This window comes from Gardnerella sp. KA01002, assembly GCF_049244015.1.
Lineage (GTDB): Bacteria > Actinomycetota > Actinomycetes > Actinomycetales > Bifidobacteriaceae > Bifidobacterium > Bifidobacterium vaginale.
The window spans coordinates 1235689-1259090 of sequence record NZ_CP058365.1 but is presented as its reverse complement, the minus strand read 5'-3'; the positions used below and the strand labels follow the sequence as shown (position 1 = coordinate 1259090).

At 43.5% G+C, this 23402-nt stretch carries 10 protein-coding genes and 1 tRNA gene; 8 read left to right on the top strand and 3 right to left on the bottom strand.

Annotated elements, in window-relative coordinates; all coding sequences use genetic code 11:
* The first annotated feature begins 46 nt into the window (after positions 1-46).
* Positions 47-718: a GNAT family N-acetyltransferase gene (locus HXT60_RS04940; RefSeq protein WP_004573806.1), complete on the top strand. Its 672-nt coding sequence runs from the start codon at positions 47-49 to the stop codon at positions 716-718.
* 497 nt (positions 719-1215) lie between these two features.
* Positions 1216-7257 carry a GA module gene (locus tag HXT60_RS04935; RefSeq protein WP_421790920.1) on the top strand — a complete coding sequence of 2014 codons (6042 nt, stop codon included), beginning with the start codon at positions 1216-1218 and terminating at the stop codon, positions 7255-7257.
* A 351-nt stretch (positions 7258-7608) separates the two neighbouring features.
* Here the strand turns inward: HXT60_RS04935 and HXT60_RS04930 are convergent, their stop codons facing one another.
* On the bottom strand, positions 7609-12114 hold the full coding sequence (locus HXT60_RS04930; RefSeq protein ID WP_421790918.1) for a hypothetical protein: 4506 nt from the start codon (positions 12112-12114) through the stop codon (positions 7609-7611).
* 400 nt (positions 12115-12514) lie between these two features.
* On the opposite strand from HXT60_RS04930, the gene HXT60_RS04925 reads away from it, so the two are divergent.
* From HXT60_RS04925 to HXT60_RS04900, 6 genes are all read left to right on the top strand, one after another.
* The gene (locus HXT60_RS04925) at positions 12515-13894 is read left to right on the top strand and encodes an MFS transporter (RefSeq protein ID WP_004113044.1); all 1380 of its coding nucleotides are present in this window, start codon (positions 12515-12517) and stop codon (positions 13892-13894) included.
* A 278-nt stretch (positions 13895-14172) separates the two neighbouring features.
* Positions 14173-14316, top strand: coding sequence for a hypothetical protein (locus HXT60_RS04920; protein ID WP_004113042.1), 144 nt, complete (start codon positions 14173-14175; stop codon positions 14314-14316).
* Between the two features lie 147 nt (positions 14317-14463).
* A complete protein-coding gene (locus HXT60_RS04915) occupies positions 14464-16443 on the top strand; it encodes a ribonuclease J (protein ID WP_101888643.1) in 1980 nt (659 codons plus the stop codon).
* 36 nt (positions 16444-16479) lie between these two features.
* Positions 16480-19092, top strand: a complete 2613-nt coding sequence (gene pepN, locus HXT60_RS04910) for an aminopeptidase N (protein ID WP_174190817.1) — start codon at positions 16480-16482, stop codon at positions 19090-19092.
* 121 nt (positions 19093-19213) lie between these two features.
* Positions 19214-20806: an aminopeptidase P family protein gene (locus HXT60_RS04905; protein WP_421790915.1), complete on the top strand. Its 1593-nt coding sequence runs from the start codon at positions 19214-19216 to the stop codon at positions 20804-20806.
* Positions 20807-21054: 248 nt separating this feature from the next.
* Positions 21055-21951 carry a carbohydrate kinase family protein gene (locus HXT60_RS04900; RefSeq protein ID WP_004114510.1) on the top strand — a complete coding sequence of 299 codons (897 nt, stop codon included), beginning with the start codon at positions 21055-21057 and terminating at the stop codon, positions 21949-21951.
* 106 nt (positions 21952-22057) lie between these two features.
* Here HXT60_RS04900 and HXT60_RS04895 read toward each other — a convergent pair.
* Together HXT60_RS04895 and HXT60_RS04890 are read right to left on the bottom strand one after the other, a co-directional pair.
* A tRNA-Ile gene (locus HXT60_RS04895) sits at positions 22058-22131 on the bottom strand.
* Between the two features lie 145 nt (positions 22132-22276).
* The gene (locus HXT60_RS04890; protein ID WP_004116727.1) at positions 22277-22975 is read right to left on the bottom strand and encodes an ECF transporter S component; all 699 of its coding nucleotides are present in this window, start codon (positions 22973-22975) and stop codon (positions 22277-22279) included.
* Positions 22976-23402: the final 427 nt, after the last annotated feature.

Here is a 23402-nt window from a genome sequence, read left to right as displayed (position 1 = left end):
TTTAAGTTAGTAAAAGTAAAGTTAGTAAAAGTAAAAGAAGGACAAAATGACGGTTGAGTTTCGTCCAGTTAAAATTAACGACATTGACGCAATCGTAGAAGAATACGAGCGCACATGGGGGATTGCGAATGCTGTTGGAGCAGACGCTTCGCGCAATCTTTCTAGGCGATTCGTGCTGCACTATTTAGAGCCATCCACGTTTGGAACTGTTGCAACGATAAACGGCAAATTTATGGGACTTTTGCTTGCGCGCGTGTACGGAGATAAAGTGCTGTTTAAGCAAGTTAAGAAGATGCTAGAAGAGCAAGAAGCAAAGATGTCTAGCAAAGGCGATTCTTCGCACGCAAAAGCGTTGGATTCTGCGATTGGCATGGGCCAGATTGAGCGCAAGTTAGAGGCGATGAGCCATATTAACGACTTGACTCAGGCAGAGTTGGAGCTTTTTATTGTTTCTCCAGACGCTCGCGGGCACGGAGTCGGTGGCGGATTGTGGAAGCGCACAATGCAACATTTGCGCAGCCGCGGAGTGAATCGCTACTTTTTGCACACAGATACGGCTTGCGATGTTAGTTTCTACGATTATCACGGGCTTAGGCGAGATGCTACGTGGGCTAAAAAGGATCATGAGAAGTATGCGAACCGCGTAAAAGATCTTGTTGAGGACTTGTACATATATTCGGGCGAGCCGTTTGTAAACCGCACCAAGCGCTTTGACTGAGCTTGAAATTGCATAACGCCTTTCAAGCTCCTTCAAAGCGTGATTTGGCTCAAGAATAAAGTCCAGTGGACTTTACACTTAAGTGGCTCAGCGAATCGAAGTGACTTCTCGCGCATTATGCAGCTCGAAGTCGTCGATACGCACAACGCTCTGCCTCTTGCGTGTTGGTTGTTGTTGCGGTTGTTCCGATTTGGTTTTGATTTTGTTTTTTGGTTGAAGTTTGTTTGTAGTGGTTGATCATTTGGATTATTTGGTATCGGCTGTCGCTCTTATATTGTTCGACCAAGAATCACCCAGCCCTCTTACATGCTTGAACAATTGCGTGATTTTCATCACCGAGATTTTTGTGTGTTGCGCGCGTTAATCGCATAAAATTCATCATATGAATTAATCTTAAATTGTATAAAACAATTAGTAAAATATGACTTGCATAATTGTGTGGATTTTGCGGTCTGGTTGGCGCATTAATCCAAAGAAAAAGATAATGGAGTAAGAGTATGTCTAAGAAGATTCGTGTAGTTAAGCACTATTCTGGCGTTAATTCTGGTGTTGGGGCTGATTCTCAGCCAGTTCTTTCAAAGAGCGTTTGCGCTGCAATGTTGACTGGCGCAATGGTGCTTGGGGGGGGGGGGGTATTCGTTTCCTCACCTGCCTATGCTGACGGTTATGTAGACGGCACTGGCAACAACATTTATTACGGTTATAAAACAGACGCAAGTTATACAGAAGCTCGTTTCCACATAGAAGTGGATTATTACGATACTCTTGAGCATGCTCAGGCGGGCAAGGATGAAGGTAAAGACCCGCTTGGAAAGTTTGTTCGCGTTCATTATCTTTCTAATTGTGCCAAAAAAGACGGCGCAGCTGACGATTGGCGATTCCGCCCAATGTGGTGGTATGGCGTTCCAAAAGGCTTGAAGAACGTTCAAAATATTACGTATACGCGCGTTGAAAAACTAACAAATCAGCGCGGAAATCAGCCGTTTGTGCCAACTGGCTCTTCGCAGTTTACGTTTACAGATACAAACGGCTACGGCGTTGTGTCTAAGAAAACATATCCTACTCCAAAGCAGTGGAAAAGCATCTCCAACTTCTACTTTGATGAGCAAAATGTGCTTGCAAGTAAGGGATGGAAGCAGCTGCTTGGTCTTAATGGGGGAAGTTACGATAACGCTGGAAATACGGAGAGCCAGTGGAGTGTTTACCAAGAGCAAACCGCTGGCTTGCAAGGCATTTTTGTAGACTGGGAGTCTGCAGGGCAGCGCTTCTATGACATGACTTACGTTGGCGAGATGACCAAGGAAGCTTGGGAGAATCGCGACGTAAATCCACTTCGTTTTGCTGCTGGCGTGTATCGTTTTGCTGGTAACTGGCACTATGCTGTTGGTCAAAAGCACAATACGCCAAAGATTGCGGACCATTTGAAGCTTAACTATCCAGAGGTTACGAAGGTTAAGAAGCTTGATGCACTTAGCAATGACGAAAAGGGTAAGGTTAAAGAAGCAATCGAAAAAGCTAATCGCGGAAAAGCTGGTTCTCAAACTCTGTTTGATGAATTAGTTAAAGACGGTCAAGACGGCATTGTTATAAATAATGACGGCTCTGCAACTATCACATTTAAAGACAACACTAAGCGCACTATGCCAGCTAGCTTGCTTGTTTCTAAAGACGAGACTGATAAAGATAAGTACAAGCCAGTCATGCCTGAGCGCACGCCTGTAGTGAATTTGAAGAATCTTACTTCTGATGAAAAAACTAAAATTCGTCAAGCGATTATTGATGCTAATGGTGGTTCATCTCCAAACGAGTTCTTGAAGCATGTGAAGCAAACCAATAATCAGTATGACTTCAAAGTTAATGAAGATGGTTCCGTAGAAGTTACGTACGAGGACGATTCAAAACTTACTATTCCTGCTGAAGATTTGGTATTCCAAGGGCCAAAGATCTCAGATTGGGCGCCGTACGTTGTGCCTGATGCGATTGAGGTTGAGAATCTTACAAAGCTTTCTGATACTGAAGTAAGCAATATAGTATCTGCTTTTGATACAGCCAACACTGGTATTACGCCATACGATGAGGCTAAAACTAAGAATAGCAATAAAGCTCCTGTTACGGTTGATTCTAAGACGGGCGACGCAACAATCAAATGGGCAGATGGTTCAACCACCACTATCGCCGCGTGGCAATTCCTTAAGCAGAAGCCAAAGACTCCAACTCCAAATCCTCAGCCGCCAACTCCAACTCCTGCTGCCGAAAAAGAGTTCATTGTTGAAGCACCTACGACGCAAACAAGAGTTAAATTTGATCCATTCAATATGAAGGAAACAGATTTAACAACTTACAGCCAAGCTCTTGATGCAAATAAAAATGCTTTAAAGAAGGTTAAGGGTAAGGACGCTAAAGATAATTCAGATGTAACTATTACCGATGTTTCGTATAGCGTGAAAGATGGTAAGGGTTACATTACGTTTAAGGCTGATAAGTACAAAGATGCTACCTACCCAATGAGCGTATTCTTTAAGAAAGATCCTGGTACGCAAACTCCTCAGACGCCTTCTACGGAAACCAAGACGGAAACTGATAATGATAATCCGAAAAATACCTTTACGTATAAGGTTACAAAGACGGAGACTGAAGGTGATACACCAACTGCTCAAGAAGCTGTAAAGGCTTTAAAGCAATTTGTAAAAGACAATTACGATAATGTATCTGATTCTGATTTGCAAAATGTTACGAGTGATGTTGCTGTCGGTGCAAATTGGAAACCAAAAGCTAATACAAAAAATATGGGTCCCTATGGTGGTACTAACAACAATGCCGGACCAATGCTAACTATTAGTTTAGGTCTTGATAATGGCATTAAGGTTAGTGGTCATCCTTGGTTGGATGACGATGACCCAGATTGGGATCCTGGTACAATAATGGATTTGATTACCATCAAGCCAGATGAATTATATACCAAAAGAGGTGGTGCACAACAGCAGGATAATACGATTGACAATCTAAAGAAGCAAGCAAAAGATCTGTTAGATAAACGCAGGAATACTGACAAGCTTACCAACGACGATTTGAAGCGCGCTGGTATTTCCGATCCTGATCAGCTGAATAATGACAAGATTGACGGTATGAGTGAAAAGGATCTTCGCGACCTTATCCGCAAGCTTACCGATGCAAAGAAGGCGGAGCGCAAGTACAATCCAATTCCTGAGATTGAAGTTACCGACCCAGAAAATCTGTCTGAAGATGATTTTAAGAAAGCTGCGGAAGCATTCTTGAAAGCCAATTACGATGGCACGGGTTCACTAACAGGAGATAAGGCGCCGTATACTGTTCCTACGAGTCTCAAGCCAAAAACAGATACCGTCTTAATGGAACCTGCATCCGATACTAACGCAACAGGTATTTCATCGATTACATACGCAAACAGTGATTTTAAGACGCTTATTTTCAAAGACAAAAATAATAATCAGCTGTTTACCGTTTCTGTAAAATACAAGAAGAAGGCGGGAACCCCTGCGCCAAGTCCTGATGCACTTGCGCAAATGAAGAAGGACGCTGAGAAGCAAATCGACCGTAATCCTAATCTGACAAAAGAGCAAAAAGAAGAATATAAGAAGCAGATTGAGCAAGCTCAAACTCCTGATGCGATCAAAGAAATTCTCAATAAAGCGGCTCAGCAGGGCAAAGATAACCAAAACGATCCGTCAAAGAAGCAAACTATAACCGACAACAAGGGTGGCGGCAGCGCAAAGAAAGAAGCCGAAGACAAGAAGCAAAAAGAAGAGGAGGAGCATAACAAACAACAGCTTCAAAAGGATAAAACAGATGCCAAGGAAGCTCTCAAGAACCTGACCAATCTGACTGATGGTGATTCTGGCGATAAGAATAAGCTATCAGGTGAAATTGATAATGCTCAAACTCCTGAGGAAGTTAAGAATATTCTCGAAAAGGCCAAGGCGATTAACGACGCTCGAGGTGCTTTGAAGGAAGGTGCGCTTCCATTCTTAAGCCACGGCAAGTCTGATAGTAACGACGATAAGGCTCTTAAGGAGTTAATCGGTTCTGATCCAAGCAAGAAGGATGCAGCACTCACTGCTTTGGAAACCGCTCTTGCAAAGAAGGATCCTGCAGCTACTGCAAAAGAGATTAAGACTGCTCTTGATGCAGCCAAGCGCCAGAACGCAATTAACGAGCAGAATGCCAAGAATGCTGGCCTTGCCAAGCTTGAAGCTAAGAAAGCAGAGCTTGATGCAGCATATAATGCATTGAATGATGAGCAGAAAGAAAAAGCTAAAGCTAAGTATGAGGCTGCTGTTAACGAAATAAATACAGCTAAAGGCAAAGTTAATAGCGCAACAAAGCCTTCTGACATCAAGACTGCTGTTAATGGTGTAGATACTTCGCTTAATGCTGCTAAGGAAGATATCAAGAATAATACGCCTGAGCGCGATAAGACTGGTAACACCAACGATAACGCTGACGCTCTCAACCAAGAAAAGGAAGCTCAGAAGAAGCGTATTAACGATAGCAATCTTCCAGATGCTGACAAGCAGAAGGCTATTGAAGACATCAATAATGCAAAGAAGCTTGGCGACCCAACGGGTATTGCTAATCGTGCTTTGAAAGCCAAGAAGATTGCGGATGCTCTAAAGAAGATTGATGAATTTAAGCATTTAAACAAGGCTCAAAAGGATGCTTTTAAGGCAATCATCAATGGCACTGATGCTGGTAATCACAAGGATGATGATGGCAATGACACTGGTGTTGACGACATTGACGATGCACTCGTAAATGCCACTAACACCGATACTGCCATGGGTCGTCTTGAGAAGCTGAAAGAGATCGCTGATAAGTTCGCTAAGGGCGAAAAGTTCACTGGATCTTCTGATCAGACCAAGAAGGATGCGTTCAATACGGCCGCTACCGCAGCTGGTGCCGTTCTCGACAAAGCCAAGGGCGACGCCAAGAATGCTGATCAGGTTAATGAGCTGTATAAGGATCTTCTTAAGACCATGCAGGATCTTGACAACACAGTTAAGGGTGCTGGCGTTAACACCGAAGCTCTAAACAAAGAGATTGAGTCCGATAAGAACTTGCAGCCAAATGATAAAGCTGATCCTAAGACGCCAGGCGATTCTCTGTACACGACCGCTTCTAAGGAGAAGAAAGAGGCCTTTGACAAGGCACTCTCTGACGCTGAAGCAGCATTGAATAAAGCTAAAAAAGATAACGCAGATCAAGCGAAGCCAGACTCTACTCCACGAACTCCAGAGCAGGAAGCAGAAGCTCAGAAGGCTGTTGACGACGCACTTCAGAAGCTTGAAAATGCGCGTAAGGCGCTTGATGGCGTTGACACAACCGCGTTGCAGAATGAGATTGGTAAGGATAACACCGTTAAAGACTTAGATAAGTATAAGTATGCTGATAAGTCTAAGACGGATGCGTTTGATCAGGCTCTTAAGGATGCTAAGGATCTTATCGATAAGCTAACTGGTACGAAGAAGGCTGCTCAAGGCGAGGAAGATGTAACAACTAAGACTCAAGCTGAAAAGCAGAAGCTTGTTGATGCGGCTCTTGCAAAGCTTAAGGCAGCTGAAGAGGCTCTTGATGGTAAGAAACCAGTCGAGCCAACCCCAACGCCTTCTGTTGATAAGTCTCACTTGCAGCAGGGTATTAATGGTAGCGGTGATGTGAAGAAGTCTGATGATTATACGAATGCTCCTTCGGATAAGAAGCAGGCTTATGATCACGCTTTGGATCATGCTAACGAGGTTAACAATAATCCTAATGCTACTCAGGATCAGGTGAATCAGGCTGCTGAGGATTTGAAGAAGGCTGAGAATGATTTGAAGCCAACTCCAACCCCACTTCCAAATCCTGGTGCTGGTTCTGGTAATGCTGGTTCTGGTTCTGAAGCAGGTTATGGTGTGAACGATAATGCGCCTACCATTGTAGATAAGGGCGAGTTGAACATTCAGATTGATAGTGCTGAAACTGATTCTAAGCCTGGCAATGCTGGAGCTGGTAACGCTGGTAACGCTGGTAACGCAAACGCTGGCTCAGCTACAGGCGCCCAGGGTGGTGCAGGTACATCTTCAGGTGCAGGTGTGGGCGCTGGCACTGCGGGCGCAGCCAATGCAGGTGTTGACAACAAGGCTGTAAATAACGCTGTAGAAAACTCGCCAGAAGTAAAGCAAGCGGATGCTGCCGTTAAGCAGGCTGCTGCTACACTAGACGAAGCTTTGGCACAAGCTAAGCGCGTTGCTGCCGATCCGCACGCAACGCAAGCGCAAGTCGACGCTGCGGCAGTTAAGCTTGCGGATGCTCGTAAGGCACTTGCGGATGCTCAAGCAAATGCTGCAAAAGTGCGTGCAGCTGTTCGCAGCCGCGTTATAAAGGGCATGCGTTCTCGCGGGAATGCAGGCGTTGCTGCGGGCGCAGACGTTGCTACTGCTGGATTGATGGCAACTATGATTGCTGCAATTGGAGGAGCGTTTGTAACTCGTCGCATGCGCGCAATGCACGCTAATCGCGACTAGCGTTTAGTTGCTACTTATGTAGGTCGTCGCGCGACGACCTACATAAGCGCTTAAAGCGTAGCGCGCGAAGGCAATTCGGAGCGCTGAGCTTGCTTAAGGTTGAAAGCACGGTGTGCTTTCAACGCGAGCGAAGACGTTCGCGCGGCTAATCCATGTGAACGATGTGACGGGTTTTGTTGTTCGGCATGCCGTAAATCGCTACAAAGTGCGGAGTTATTGGACTGGGTTTGTAGTTCTAATCGGCGTGTTGGACTACAAAAAGCGGGATCGTGTGTAGATACAAAAACCGCGGAAGACTAGTCAGTTATAAGACCAGTTAACCGCGGTTTTATTTTTGTTTTTTAGTTTTGATTATGCGCGACGATGGCGAGCGAAGTAAGTGCCGCCTCCGATTGCTGCGATTCCTGCAACAACAGCCGCTAGAGCTGCAACAACCTTAAGCGTAGTGTTGTTGGACGCGCGTTGTGCTTCGTTTTGTGCGCCGTCAGAAGTTTGAGCGTTCTTAGACTCATCCTTGGATTCGCTAGATTCACTCTTGGAATCCTTATTGGATTCGCTCTTAGACTTGCTCTTTGCAGAATCCTTTGCATTATCATTATTGGACTCGCTATTAGCAGCAGAATCCTTAGCAGCATCTTGTGCTTTAGCAAGATCCTTAGCAAAATCCTTAGCTGCAGCTTTAGCGCCAGATGCAAGAGCAGCTGCTATGCGGTTAGCGCTGCTTGCGCTAAGAGTGTTAGCGTGTGCTGCGCCTGCAACATTATTCGCTGCAACGCCATTAGCATTTTGAGCATTTGCACCGTTAGCACCGTTAGCACCGTTTGCGCTTTGCGATTGTGCAGCTGGAATAGCAGCGTGGAATCCGAGTTGCTCGCTGCCGAATAAGTTGTTTGCGTATCCTGCAAGATACTGGTTGTAGTAGTTTTCGAAGGATTCGCTAGAACTCGTGTTGTTGCTCGTACTGCTGCTAGTGTTATTTTGCGTTGCACTAGTTGAACCAGTATTTTGATTAGCATTGCCTGATTCAGTGTTTTGCTCTTGTGTTCCACTGCCAGTGTTGGTATTAGAACCACCTTCATTATGATGTTCCGGTACCACTACTGGTGGTGTAGGTGGTGTTGGTACTGGCACAGGAGCAGGTGGTTCTGGAGCTGGTTCTGGAACAGCATTGGACAGGCTTTCTGCTGATTTTTGCAACGTGCTAGTAGCAGAACTCAAAGTAGTAGAGCAAGAGTTAAGGGTTGCTAGCATTGTTGTAAAGTTACCAGTTACAGCAGCAAAATTCGCCTGATATGTCACTCGAACTTGTTCAGGAAGAGCAGCTACGGCTGCTGCAAATTTAGTCTTATAAGACTCAACCTTTGTTTGAGCCTGTGTAACCTTAGTTTTAGCAGCTGCAAGAGCAGATTGAGCAGAAGCAACCGTAATCTTAGCTTGCTTAACAGATTCTTTAGCAGCACTAATAGCAGCAATTGCTTTTTCAACATTTTGTTCAGCAGTCTTAACGGCTTCAGCTTTTTCTTTTGCTGTTTGTTTTGCATTCTTAAGCTCAGTTTCGGCGCTAGTTTGCTTTTGTGTTGCTGTGTCAAGATAGCCTTGAGCATCTGCTACCTTTGTTTTAGCAGCTTTAATCTCATTGTCGTGCTTTTGTATTGCTGCAGCAAATCCAGATATCTTTTCAGTTAACTCAGTAACATTCTTATTTGCTGCCGCAAGCGCTTCAACAGCACTATCTTTAGCTTTGATTGCATCTTGAACAGCCTGCTGTGCTTGATCAACCTTCTGCTTAGCTTGTGTAACAGCCTGAGTTAACTCTCCATCAATCTTATTCTTTTGAAGTTGAGCATCATTTTTTGCTGCATCAGCAGCTGTCTTAGCTTGTTTAGCAGTCTGCTCCAGAGTTTTGGCTTTTTCTTTCAGCTGATCGAGCTCACCTTGAAGATTTTGAATCTGCTTATTGCGCTCTTCACTAGTCTGCTGAGCTGCAGTCTGAGCCTTCTGCTCAGCTTCTTTATACTTCTGCTGCGCACTTGTAGCTTCAGTATTTAACCTATTAGCTGTTTCTTGAGCTTGTGTTAAAGCTTTATTTGCTTCTTGAACATCAGTTTTAGCCTGTTCAAACGCAGTATTTGCATTTGTAACAGCCTTCTTAAGCTTTTCTACTTCAGATTTTTTGGAATCAGCAGTGCTTATTGAATTAGTAATATTAGTAATTTTAGATTCGATTTTTTGCACTTCAGATTTTGCTTGATTAAGAAGTCGATTAATAGTCTCTTGCGTAGCTGCCCACGTTACATCAGTTTGGCTATAGTACGCAACAAGTTCTTGAGCTTTTTGCTTAAGAACATCAAGTGCGTTCTTTTCCTGATCTTGCAAACCAGCTTCAGGTTTAGCGGCATCTGCAGCGTCTAAGTTGTTAGCATCGCTCATGTTCAAGTCATAATGCAATTTACGAAGCGCATACTTTTTAACGAACAAATCGTAGTTTGCTTTATTCGCTTCAGCATTCAGCTTGTTTATAGCGTCATTCTCTTGCAACTCTGCCTTAGCGCTTTCATCAAGGCTACTCTCGTAATTAGCAAGAAGTTGCTTATACTTAGCAATAGTAATCGAAGATTCGTTGCTTCCGTGCCATACAGCTACATCTCCTACAACATCTTCTTTGCTAACTGTAGACTTTCCGTTTACTGTGGTTGTTGTTATAACTTCTTGCAAGCTTAAGTCGCTTTCAGCGAATCCGCCAGCAGTAATATCTTTGCTAGCAAAATTCGTGTAATGACCCACAGATTCCAAGAAAATGCCCTTGAGATTACCACTATTATCAGCACTATCAACGAATAACTGAGTCTCTGGATTCTGCCGCATGTATCGACCCAAATCATAACGATGTTCTTTAAGAACCTTTTTACCAGCATCAGAAATCTTATGAGTTACTTCACTACCTTTTTCGCCAGTTACAAACGTTCCTTCAACAGCCTTGTCGTAACGCTCTTTTTCAACCGTATACCAGCCGCTAAGAGCGTTATATTTTTCAGCATCTACAGAGCAAGACGTATTGCCATTTGCTGTTATATGGCAACTTCCATACTCCTGATTCTTATGATCCTTAGAGTCTCCGTCGTAATTGCCCCACGCAAGATTTTCTGTAGCATTGTACGGGTTAGTTTTCATCACTTCACTACCCTTATAACCAGGGTGGTTTATTGCATGATCATGATTTGCACCAGAATAGAAGGAGTTTACAATTGACTCAGCAATCAAGCTAAGACGCACGTTAACAGCGCCCAAAGTTGCACTGCCTTCAGTACTTGCGCTGTTTTTATCGCTATCTTCTTTGCGTAACTTGTTGAGTGCCTCGTAGTAAGTTGCAGCTTCCTTCATGTTTTGCAATGAATCCGCGCCGCCAACTTTACCGAGTTTTACAAGATCCTTATACCACATAGGAACTTCTATAACGTGGTCTAGAACGTTTTCTGTTTTGTCTCCGTTCTGGACTTGCTTCATGATTTCAACTCTTTCACCGTTCAAAATCTGCTTAGCGCGCTGAGCGTCTGCAAGAAGAGCTTTATCTTCTTTGCTAGTAGAATTTTTATAAGTTTTAATCACATAATCCAAGAATCCATCAAAGTTTGCTGTAGTTGTAGAAGCATTTTTAGCAGCTTCATCTGCAGTATTCTTAGCGTCTTTCACAGCTTTTTCTGCATCGCTCAACTTCTTAGCGTCTGAGTTATTTTCAAGATCTTTTTCTGCTGAGTTGAGATTGTTTCCAGCGTTATCTAGATCTTTTTTCTTATTTTTAGCTTCTTTATCTTTCTTATCCTCATCTTCCTTAGCATCTTTAGCTTTTTGTTCAGCTTCAGATGCTTCACGCTTAAGTCTTTCTACTTCTTCGTTAGTGGTAGTAGTCGGATTATTTAGAGCATCAATCTTATTTTGCTTTTCTTGCTGCTCTTTTTTGTTATTTTCAACAGCGAGATCTGCTTGTTCTTGTTTTGTTTTGGCTCTATCAGCTATATCATCTAAACGAGCTTGTTCCTTCTTTTCGTTTTCTAACTTTTCTTGTGCTGCCTTTAATTTTTTGTCGTAATCGTTTTTCTCGTCTTGCTTAGCTTCTAAAGTTCCTTTTGCTTTTTCTAAATCTTTGGTTTTATCAGTAACATTATTTTCAGCGGTTTTCTTTTCTTCTTCAGCCGCAGTTTTTTCTTTCTCTGCTTTCTTCTTTGCTTCTTCAGCTGCAGTCTGCTTAGCTTGCTCGTCTTTTAAAGTCTTTTCTTTTGCAGCTACATCGCCTGCAGCTTCTTCAGCTACTTTCTCTTTGGCGTTAACTTCATTGTTAGCTGCGTTTAAATTGTTGTCAGCCTCAGTCTTTTCTTTATCTGCTTTATCTTTTGACTTGTTAGCAGCATTTAAACAATTCTGAGCTTCTTCGGCAGTGTTCTTGGCTTCAGTTGCCTTTTCGTTTGCTTGCTTAACTTCATTGTCTGCTGTAGCTACATCTTTTTGAGCGTCTTCACTCTTGGACTTTGCATCCTTTATAGCTTGTTCTGCAGCTTCATTTTTCTTTTCTTCTGGCTTCGTTCCCTCGCTATTTCCACCGCCTTGATGGACTGCAGTAGCGTTTCCTGTTTGACCCTGTCCAGAATTACCACCTTGATTTGTGCTTCCAGGTTGAGGATTTTGACTACCTGAATTGCCACTAGGATTTGTGTTTCCACCTTGTGGAGCCTGTACAACAGGTTGTGGATTTGTGCCAGAATTTGGTGGAGTAACTGTTTCAGCGTTGGCAACACCTGCCATGCCGAATAATGCAAGAGAACTTGCGCCTAAAGATATTGCTACGGCAAGCTTAGCGTTCATAACTAACCTCTCCTCTTTTCTAATGATTAAAATCGTAGACTCTGCTATTTAAACAAGATTTTGTGCGAGAATCGCAATTTTTGTTCGCTTCCATTGCGATCTTTTTTAAACCTTGCTTCATACGAAAACAGTATACAGCTCTACGGGGGGGGGGTATCAAGTTTTCAATGCGATTTTATCAAATACCTATGGATTAACTTTCGAATCGACGATTTGGATCTGCATAATGCGCGAACGATTTTCCCGCTTTTGTTTCCCCAATCGACCAAAAAGGGAACAAACACGGGAAAATCAAAACATCAATCTGCAAACTTTGACGCCATAATGTAGACTAGAAAGATACTCAAAAATCAATCATGTTAAGCACGTTAAACGCGTACAAATTTTAAGGGAAGTGAATATGTCATCGAAATCGGCGCAGCAAAAGTCTTCGCCTATGTCAAATTATGCAAGATTATTCTCTTTTGAAGGAACGCGAGCATTTTGCATATCTGGAGCAATAGCAAGGCTGCCTATTTCGATGATGGGTTTAGGAATCGTTCTTGCACTAAATCACATTTACAACAATTGGACTATTGCAGGCACTATGAGTGCCGCATACGTGCTATCACAAGCAGCCGTAACGCCATTATATGCAAAGTTTTTTGATAGATTTGGTCAAAGAAAAGTTGGAACACTTGCTCTAAGCGCGCAAGTTGTAGCTATGCTATCTTTTGCTGTTGCAGCGCTAATACGTGTACCCTTGCCAATACTTTTTGTGCTTGCAATCTTAATGGGAGTTACGCAATTTGCGTTCGGCGCGCTTGTTAGAACGCGCTGGGCATACACACTTAAAAGTCAAAGCGACGATACGTTACTAAACGTTGCATATGCGCTTGAATCTGGAATTGACGAGATTGTGTTTATTTTCGGACCAATTCTTGCAGCATGGCTTGCCACTAGCGTTCACCCTGTATCTCAACTTTTTGTGCCGGTTTTAGCAAGTGGACTAGGTGGAGCGTGGTTCTTATCACTTAAAAACACACAGCCAGCGGTTATTAAAATCGTGCAAGTAGAAAGCGCGCCTAAATACGACGAAGACGTGCAAAATGCAATAAGCGAGCAAAGCGAAAACGTACAAAACACACATAAAAGCAACAACACTACAAAGCTTATAGACAGGCTTTCACTTAAACAACTCAAAAACAAAAATCGTAAGAAGAAGCCTAAAAACGTTCTTCTTTACCGCGGAATCATACCACTTGTTGTTATGTTCCTTGTTTTTAATATGAGTTTTAGCGCTTTTGACGTATCTGTTACTGCAGCAATGCGTGCGCAAGGATTAGACAAATTAATCGGCTTGCAACTTGCGCTGTTTGCATGCGGATCTTTAGTTGGAGCTGTTATTTTTGGTTCGCACAAATTCCGCGGATCTAATTGGTCTCATCTAATCGTGTTTTTAAGCCTTCTTACTATTGGCTTTATTCTTATGAACATTAACTTAGATAGACTTGTGCTTCTAAGCATTTTTGAGCTTTTAAGCGGACTATGCGTTTCGCCAATTTTTGCAACTGGAAATCTTATTGTTAAAGACACGATTCCTGAGCACTCGCTTACCGAAGGATTATCGTGGCTGCCAACGGCATCTGCAACTGGCGCTTCTCTTGGATCAATGGTCGCGGGCTTTGCGATTGACGCGTGGAGCTCGCATGGCGGAATGATGGTTCCATGGATTTCTACGCTTGTTGCAATTCCAATCGCGTCAATTGGGTGGATTATTGTAACACGCAAACAACACTGACGCTTTTCATACTAAAAGGGGTATATGCCACAGCCAAAAAACGTTACAAATGCCTCACCGATAATACAAATGTAACGAATCCGCATATCTCGCAACAGCAAACAGAGAATTACCCTTGCGCGCTACGCTCTAAGCGCGACAACCTGTCTGAGCGTTCAAAGCGTAGCACGAAGGCAATTCGGAGTATTATCTTTTGCAAAAAAGTATTGTAGAATTAGGAATAATAGGTTTTTATAACAAAACAATAAACAATAAACAAGAATTTTAGAAGGTGTGTAATGTTTGGTTCAGATTTATTCGCAGCAGCAGGCTTTGCTGACATTCAATCAGGCTCCGCAATTTTAGGTTCAATGATTTTCGCAATCGTTGTAGTACTAATCGGCATCGGAATCAAGATTTGGAAAAAATACGGTAAGCATTAGAGTTTACGCTTTAACACACGTTTCAACACACGCTTTAACATTTTGACTTTAACTTTAGCTTTATAGGTTATTTACGACAAATTCAAAGCGATTTGCTTCATATTTTTAAGTGTTAATCCGTTGAGGCGTAACGCTACAATGGATTAGATGAGTAAGACAACGATGCAATTGACGGATGAGATTCTTGCAGAAATTGTAGACTCTGTAAAAACCTCCCAACCTTCAAAAATAACGAATAAAAAGTCAAATAAAACTGTGAAAAAAGAAAAAACAACTAATACAAGTAAAAAAAGCAATAAAACAAGCGATAACAAGATTAACGATAACAATATCGAATCTTTGAAAGCAAGCAAAAAAATCAAAAATACGCAAAGTTCTAAAAGTTCTAAAATAGTTAAAAACGCGCTTCCACCAGTGGTAAACGATCAGCGCGATGGTGCGTTAATCGCTCCGCCAAAATATCGCAAGGGGTCAATGAGAATTGTTCCGCTTGGCGGATTGGGCGAAATCGGAAGAAATATGAACGTTATAGAATACAACGGTCATATCTTACTTATAGACTGCGGAGTGCTTTTCCCAGAAGAAGAGCAGCCAGGCGTAGACCTGATTTTGCCAGATTTTCACTACATTCAAAACAGGTTAGATAAAGTAGATGCTCTGGTACTTACGCACGGACATGAAGACCATATTGGTGGCGTGCCATATTTGCTAAAAATGCGTCCAGACATTCCTCTAATCGGATCTAAATTAACACTCGCTTTTGTTGAAGCAAAATGTGCAGAACACAGAATCAACCCAAAAATGATTCATGTAGAAGGCAGAGACAAGCTAAAAATAGGTCCTTTTAATTTGGAGTTTATTAGCGTAACACACTCCATTCCAGACGCTCTTGCAGTGTGTGTAAAAACGCCAGCAGGAACGCTTATTGATACGGGAGATATAAAGCTAGATCAGCTTCCACTAGACCATAGGCTTACTGATTTAGTTGAATTCGGAAAGCTTGGTGAACAGGGAATTGACTTATTAATGGCGGATTCCACAAATGCCGAGGTTCCAGGATTCGTTAAGCCAGAAACCACTATTGGACCAGCTTTGAATCGCGCGTTTGCGGAAGCCACTCGCAAAATAATCGTCGCAAGCTTCTCTAGCCATGTTCACCGCGTTCAGCAAGTCGTAGACGCTGCACACAAGTATGGTCGAAAAGTTGTGTTCGTTGGGCGCTCAATGGTTAGAAATATGTCTATTGCGGCAGATCTCGGCTACTTACATATTCCAGAAAATACTGTTGTAGATTTAAAGCAAGCAAAAGATATTCAAGACGACAAGCTTGTGTATATGTGCACAGGATCTCAAGGCGAACCAATGGCAGCTCTTGGGCGAATCGCAGACGGAATACACAAAGATATTACAGTTAATGAGCTTGATACTGTAATTCTTGCAAGCTCACTAATCCCAGGAAACGAGCATGAAGTTTACAAAGTAATCAACAAGCTTGTACAAATGGGCGCTCGCGTAATCAATAAAGATAATGCTGCGATTCATGTTTCTGGTCATTGCAATGAGGGTGAGTTGCTCTACTTGTACAACATTGTTAAGCCAAAATGCGCTATGCCAATTCACGGCGAACACAGGCATCTTGTGGCAAACGGTTCGATTGCTGTTAAAACAGGCGTGGATCCTAAAAATGTTGTTTTGGCAGAAGATGGAGATGTTGTGGACTTGTACCATGGAAACGCCGCCGTTGTTGGATCTGTGCCATGCGGATACGTGTATGTTGATGGCGATTCCGTTGGCGAGCTTACAGACGAAGAGCTGGAAAAGCGTAGAATCCTTGGCACAGAAGGATTTGTGTCTAGCTTTATAGTGGTAAATACAGATAGCGCAGATGTTGTAGCAGGTCCAAAGATTTACTTGAATGCTGTTGCAGAAGACGAGTCTGATTTTGAAAAGATTCGTAGTCAGATTGTTTTCCAGCTTCAAGACGCTATGATGCATGGCGAGAAAGACACGTATAAGCTTCAGCAGATTATGCGAAGAACGCTTGGAAGTTGGATTGCGCGTGCGTTGCGTAGGAAGCCAATGATTGTGCCAGTAGTAGCAAATATTTCAGAAAATAATCAAGAATAAGGAAAATATAAAGGAAATATAAAAAGGAAGGTAAATATGCCAGGAGCAAATCTGACTCGCGTAGAAGCTGCGGAACGTTTTAGCGCAATTCAAATGCCAATTCACTACGATGTTGCGCTTGATTTAGGCAAAGGGGAACGCGATTTTAAATCGCACACAAAGATTGAGTTTGATGCTAAAGCTGGTGGAACAAGCTTCCTCGATTTGATTGCAAACAGCGTTGAATCCGTTGTGCTCAATGGCGCATCTCTTGATGTTTCTAAGGTTTTTGCAGATAGTCGAATTGAGCTCGCAAATCTGCTTGAGCATAATACCGTAGAAGTTGTAGCAAACTGCCAATATTCCAACACGGGCGAAGGTTTGCACAGAAGCGTTGATCCTTCCGATGGCAACGTGTATTTGTACACTCAGTTCGAGGTGCCGGATGCTCGCCGCGTTTATGCTGTGTTTGATCAGCCAGATTTGAAGGCGGTTTTTGATTTTAGCGTGGATGCTCCAGAAAGCTGGATTGTGACTTCCAATATGCCAGTTAAGAGCGAAACAGCGCTGGAAGGCCGCGAAACTGAAGCAGGCACTTTGGAAAATGGCGCTGTAGAAGGAATGAAGCGCTGGGTGTTTGAGTCAACTCCAAAAATGAGCTCCTACTTAACTGCTATTTGCGCAGGCCCTTACGCCGAATGGCACACGTCTTACAACAATGAGGATGGCCGCGTAGTGCCAATGGCAATGTATTGCCGTCAGGCACTTAAAGACGCTTTTGCAAAAGACGTTGACTACTTGTTCGATATTACGAAGAAAGGTTTTGCTTTCTACGCTAAGACTTGGGGAGTGCCATACCCGTACGCAAAGTACGATCAGATTTACGTGCCAGAATATAACGCTGGAGCTATGGAAAACATTGGTATGGTTACAATTCGCGACCAATACGTGTTTGAATCCAAGGTCACGGACGCATATGCTGAGCGCCGCGTTGTAACAGTTTTGCACGAGCTTGCACACATGTGGTTCGGCGATTACGTAACAATGAAGTGGTGGAACGATTTGTGGCTTAACGAGTCTTTTGCAGAATTCACTTCTACGCTTGCAACTGCTGAAGCAACAGAATGGCATGACGCTTGGAGCACTTTCAATTCTGGCGAAAAAAGCTGGGCGCTTAATCAAGATCAGCTTCCAACAACCCACCCAATCGTTGCTCCAATCAACGATTTGAACGACACTTCCGTTAACTTCGACGGCATCACTTACGCAAAGGGCGCTTCCGTATTAAAGCAACTCGTAGCGTACGTTGGTCGCGAAAAGTTCTTTGAAGGAATCCACAATTACTTGAGCAAGCATGCATACAGCAACGCAACTTTGGCTGATTTGTTGCACGAGTTGGAGCTTACAAGCGGACGCGATCTTAAGGCTTGGAGTGCTCAGTGGCTTGAAAAAGCTGGAATTAACACGATTTCTACCGAAGTCGAAGAAGCAGCTGACGGTACTATTGCTTCCTTGCGTTTGCGTCAGAGCGCACCAGTTGAGCATCCTGTTCTTCGTGCACACCGTTTGGCTGTTGGATTCTACAATGTAGATGAAGCAAGTGGCGAAATTAAGCGCACAAAGCGAATCGAACTAGATGTTGACGGCGAAGTGACAGAAGTGGCGGAAGCGCGCGGCGAAAAAATGCCTGCGCTTATTCTTGTAAACGACGACGATTTAACGTACACGAAGCTACGTTTTGACGCAAAGTCGCTTGAGTTTGCTGCAGAAAACTTGTATCGTTTCAAGGATTCTTTGACTCGCTCGCTTATTTGGCTCGCATTGTGGGATATGACTCGCGATGCAGAATTCCCAGCAGAACGCTTCGTGGAACTCAGCCTTAAAGCCTTGGCAACTGAGCGTGAATCAACTACTTTCCGCTATGCTCTTGGTCAAGTAAAGGTAACTGCAAGCCACTACGTGGTGCCTGAGTGTCAAGCAGAAGTCGCAAAGCATGTAGCTCACGAACTTTGGCAGTTGGCTTTGGCAGCTTCTGCAGGTTCTGACGAGCAATTCCAGTTGCTCAAGGCTTATCTTGGATACGGCGAAGTTGGAGATGCTGAGTTTGTGCGCGTAGCTAACGGATTACTTGACGGTTCTGTGAGTTTGGAAGGCTTGGAAATCGACAACGACTTGCGCTGGAGCATTCTTATTGCGCTCGCAGGCGTGAACGCTTTGGACGAAGCTGGAATTGACGCGGAACTTAAAAAGCGCGATACTACCGAGAATCGCGAATACGCTTACCAAGCTCGTGCGGCTCGATCAACTGCAGAAGCTAAGGATTGGGCTTTTGAACAGGCTTTGCGTAATCTCAATTTGACTAATATGCAAATGGGTGCTGTGGTTGCTGGCTTTGCAAGCACAGCTAAAGGCGATTTGGTTAAGCCTTATGTTGAGCGCTACTTTGCTGAAGTTGAGTGGATTTGGAAGAATCGCACATTCCATATGGCGGAAACTTTGATTGAAGGCTTGTATCCAAATTATGCGGATGTAGACGAATTAGTTGAGCGCGGACAGCGCTGGCTTGATGAGCATAAGGATGCGGATCAAGCTTTGCGTCGTATGGTGCTCGGCAAGCTTGATTCTTCTCGCCGTACGCTTAAGGTGCAGCATTACAACGCTTCGCTTTAGTATTTTGCAAGTTAATGGCTATTTTCAATGTACATTCCTAATAAGAAAATAGGGAAATGTAGATTGAATCTAAGTTTATTAAAGATTAGGTTGATTAAAGATTAATTCAAGGAGTCGCAAGATGGCAGAAGATATGCATCAATCAACGCCAACGATACATGGTGAGCAACTAAACGCGGATGGTACGCAGAAAGCGCAAGACCGCGTAAACAATCGATCTTTGCGCCCAAACAGCGATTCCTTTAAAGAGTTTATGACTAGTGGCTGGGATAACCAGGAGCCACAAATCGAACCGCTTGAGTCCTCAAAGTACACGCCAGCACGCTTAGAAGCGCTTGGTAAGAGGTTCCCAGGCGAGCGCCTTGTTATCCCAGCAGGTCAGCCAAAAGTACGCAATAACGATTGCGACTACGCTTTTAGACCAGACACAACTTTCGCATACTACACTGGCTTGGGTCAGGATTACGAAGCTGGCGCTGTTCTTGTACTTGAGCCGGTGCAAACAGGTAGCGACGAGGAATCGGCTGGCGAAACTCACGTTCCGCAGCTTTTTGTGGCTCCTCGCGCAGACAATAGCACTGATGCGTTCTACAAAGACCCGCACTACGGTGAATACTGGGTTGGTCCTCGCGCAGGACTCAAAGAGTTGAAAGCTATGACAGGCATTGAAACGCGTGATATTGCGGAGCTTGACGACGCAATCGCAAAAAATGTTAGCGACGATAATAGCTCTGCCGAAAGCGTGCGTGTGCGAATTGTGCGAGAAGCGGACTCCAATTTAACAGCACGTGTAGATGAGTTAAGAGAAGCTAGCGGATTTAGCGACGAAGATGCAAATATTGCCGCAGACGATAAATTGCACGAAGTAGCAGCCGAAGCTCGTATGCTTAAAGATGCTTACGAGATTGGTGAAATGCGCAAAGCTGTTGCTGCTACAAAGTTAGGCTTTGATCGCATGCTTACGCGTTTACCTCAAGCTTTAGGCAAAGAGCATTCTGAGCGCATGATTGAAGGCGCTTTTAACTCCGTTGCTCGAGAAGTTGGAAACGAGGTTGGCTACGATACGATTGTTGCTTCTGGAAAGCACGCTCCAATTTTGCATTGGATGCGCAACACGGGCGTGGTTTCTAGCGGGGATCTTCTTTTGATTGATGCAGGCGTAGAAGTCAACAGCCTTTACACGGCAGACATTACGCGAACTTTCCCAACAAACGGCAAGTTTACAGACTTGCAAAAGAAGCTTTACCAGTGCGTTCTCGACGCTCAGCAAGCTGGTTTTGAGGCGGCTAAGCCAGGCGCCACTTACAGCGATATTCACCACGCTTGCATGCGCGTGCTTGCGGAGCATTTGCACGAGTGGGGTATTCTAAAGGTTAGCGTTGAAGAATCGCTTTCGCCGCAAGGTCAGCAGCATCGTCGTTGGCATGCGTGTGGTGTTGCTCACCACTTGGGTTTGGATGTTCACGATTGCGCTCAAGCTCGCTACGAGGCGTATCAGGGTGCGAAGATTACTCCAGGAATGATTTTCACAATCGAGCCTGGCTTGTACTTTGCTGCCAATGATCTTATGCTTCCGCCAGAAATGCGCGGAATTGGAATCCGCATTGAAGATGATGTTTTGATGACGGAGAATGGCCCTGAATGGCTTTCTATCGATATTCCTAAGCAGATTGATGATGTAGAGGCTTGGATGGCTCAGTGCGCGTCAAAGTAACGTGCGGCAGAGCAACTTTTTTCGATGAGATTAGTGCCACTTTTCTTATATTTCGGCGGAAAAGTGGCAACTAACCGTTGAGTTGTAAAGTTCAAAATCCTAAAGACCCAATTTATCTAATCTTAACGCAATAATGTTGTTATATCGCTTTGTTATAACAGCATTATTTTATTATCGGCGTGCTGCGGGTAAAAATGTTGAATCAACAAGTTGTAGCCAAAATCATTGATGCTCTTGAAAGGAATATAATGACTAAGCCAATCGTTCTTTCGCTTGGAGAACTACTGTGGGATTTGCTCCCACAAGGAAAACGAGTTGGAGGTGCTCCAGCCAACTTTGCGTATCACGCGCAATGCAATGGAGCAGAAAGCTATGTTATTAGTGCGGTTGGAGAAGATTCTCTCGGTGATGAACTTGTTGAAGAAGTTAAAAAAGCAGGGATCAAGCACGTTATTCAGCGCAATGCTTGGCCAACTAGCACAGTAGATGTGGAACTTAAAAATGGCATTCCAGAATACACGATTGTGCGAAACATTGCGTGGGACCATATTGTTTATACGCGAGAACTTGTAGATCTTGTTAGCAAAGCAGACGCGATTTGCTTTGGTACTCTTAGCTTAAGATCGCAAGAAACGCACGACACTGTTTTGGAGCTTTTAAAGCACACTAAGCCAAACGCCATGAAGTTCTTTGACATTAACATTCGTAGCGATCATTATTCAAAAGATTTAATTGATGCTCTGCTCAAAGAGGCTACTGTTTTTAAGCTTAACGATTCTGAGCTGCTTCTTCTTAGAGACATGTTCAATATTCGCGAAACTTCAGACAATGAGGCTTGCAAATGGTTCCAGGCGCGCTACGGCTTGGATTATGTGATTTTGACTGGCGGATCTACTTTTAGCACAATCTTTACTAAGACGGGAGAAAGCTCCACATATCCGACCCCTCATGTGGAAGTTAATGACACAGTTGGTGCTGGCGATTCGTTCTCTGGTACTTTTACTGCAAGGATTTTGGCTGGCGATTCGCTTAAAGACGCGCATCGTGCTGCAATCAACACTGCTGCGTACGTTTGCACTCAAGCAGGAGCCTGGCCAGAGTACCCGAGCGAAATCCCAGACTATCTTTCTAAAGCAGGACTGTAGTCTGTAAGAATATAAACAAAAAGCTTCAACTTGTAAGATGAATTAGGTAATTCCTAGAATCAAACGAGTTGAAGCTTTTTTATACGCCATTAAGGCGATTATCTAGTGGGGCCTCAGGGGCTTGAACCCTGGACCGGCGGATTATGAGTCCGCTGCTCTAACCGACTGAGCTAAAGCCCCACGCTAACAAAGTCAGCAACGACTAGATTAGCACACACCCATAAACGTTTAACACGCTATGCAACACTATTCATATACAATTCGCATTGCAATGCACACTTATGTGCTCTGCTAGTCTAGTCGCCAGCTGTTTTAGCTCGAATAATTATGCTACTGTAGCTTGTCCTCTTCCAGAAGCGAAATTACTCAAAGCTCCAGTTTTACGAACTGCAACGAACAAAATCCAAGGAATAATTCCAGCAATCACAATACCGCTTATAAACTCACAAATCATGTGAATTGTTAGATAATTTACAGACTTACCTTGGTAGATTACGAACATCAAATAAATACCATATTCAATAGCTGTAAGACCACCAGCAATAACGCTTAAGGTAAGGTTATACTTCTTATATTTGGCAATCGCAAAAGGAATTTCGCTAAACACAGCTTGTAAAGCGGCAGAAGCAAGAACCATGAATGCGGAGAATTGTTGACCAAGAATATTTTCGAATACAGCACCAAGAACATTAACATAAATCGCAGCACCAGGCTTACGAATTAAAAGAAGAGCAAGAGGGCCAGACATGTACCAAACGCCATGCAAAATGCTGCCAAATCCAGGCAAAACCGTTCGCAAAATAGGTGAAATCTGGGAGAAGAACACAATAGTAAAGCCCCAGTAGATTACACCAAACAAAGCAGCTAAAGCAGCTCCAAGTGATATATCTGCCACTCGCCAGCGAAGACTGCTAATTATTGTAGGCGTAACTTCTTCTTGATTCTGAGCCTTGTCTGTTATAGGCGTGCTGGATTGCGTGTAATTTGATTCATTATTTGATTCATTATTGAAAATATCACTCATAAGAGTCCCTTAACTACTAGATGCTGCGTATTGTAATTTCTTTAAAATCGTCTCTTGACCTACGCAGCCTGGGCGGAAACGACATCGAGTACTCTACCATTTAGTTTCCACTAACACGCCTTTTGGATAATTTTTTGTATGATTTGTAACATTTTTCACTATTGCAGAAATTTATAACGCGCTATAAAGTCGTTTGCGCGACACCAAGCAAGAAATACCGCTAGCGTTACAAATGCATCATGAGTGAGATAAATCTAACGAATTTGAGCCAAAAAGCGTTACAAATGTCTCATCAATGATGCAAATGTAACGAAAAACAGCCAAATAACGTTACAAATGCATCATGAGTGAGATAAATCTAACGAATTTGTAGTGTGTCGCTACTTCGACACGCCGATACGCACTAACAAAAACACTACAGTTACTA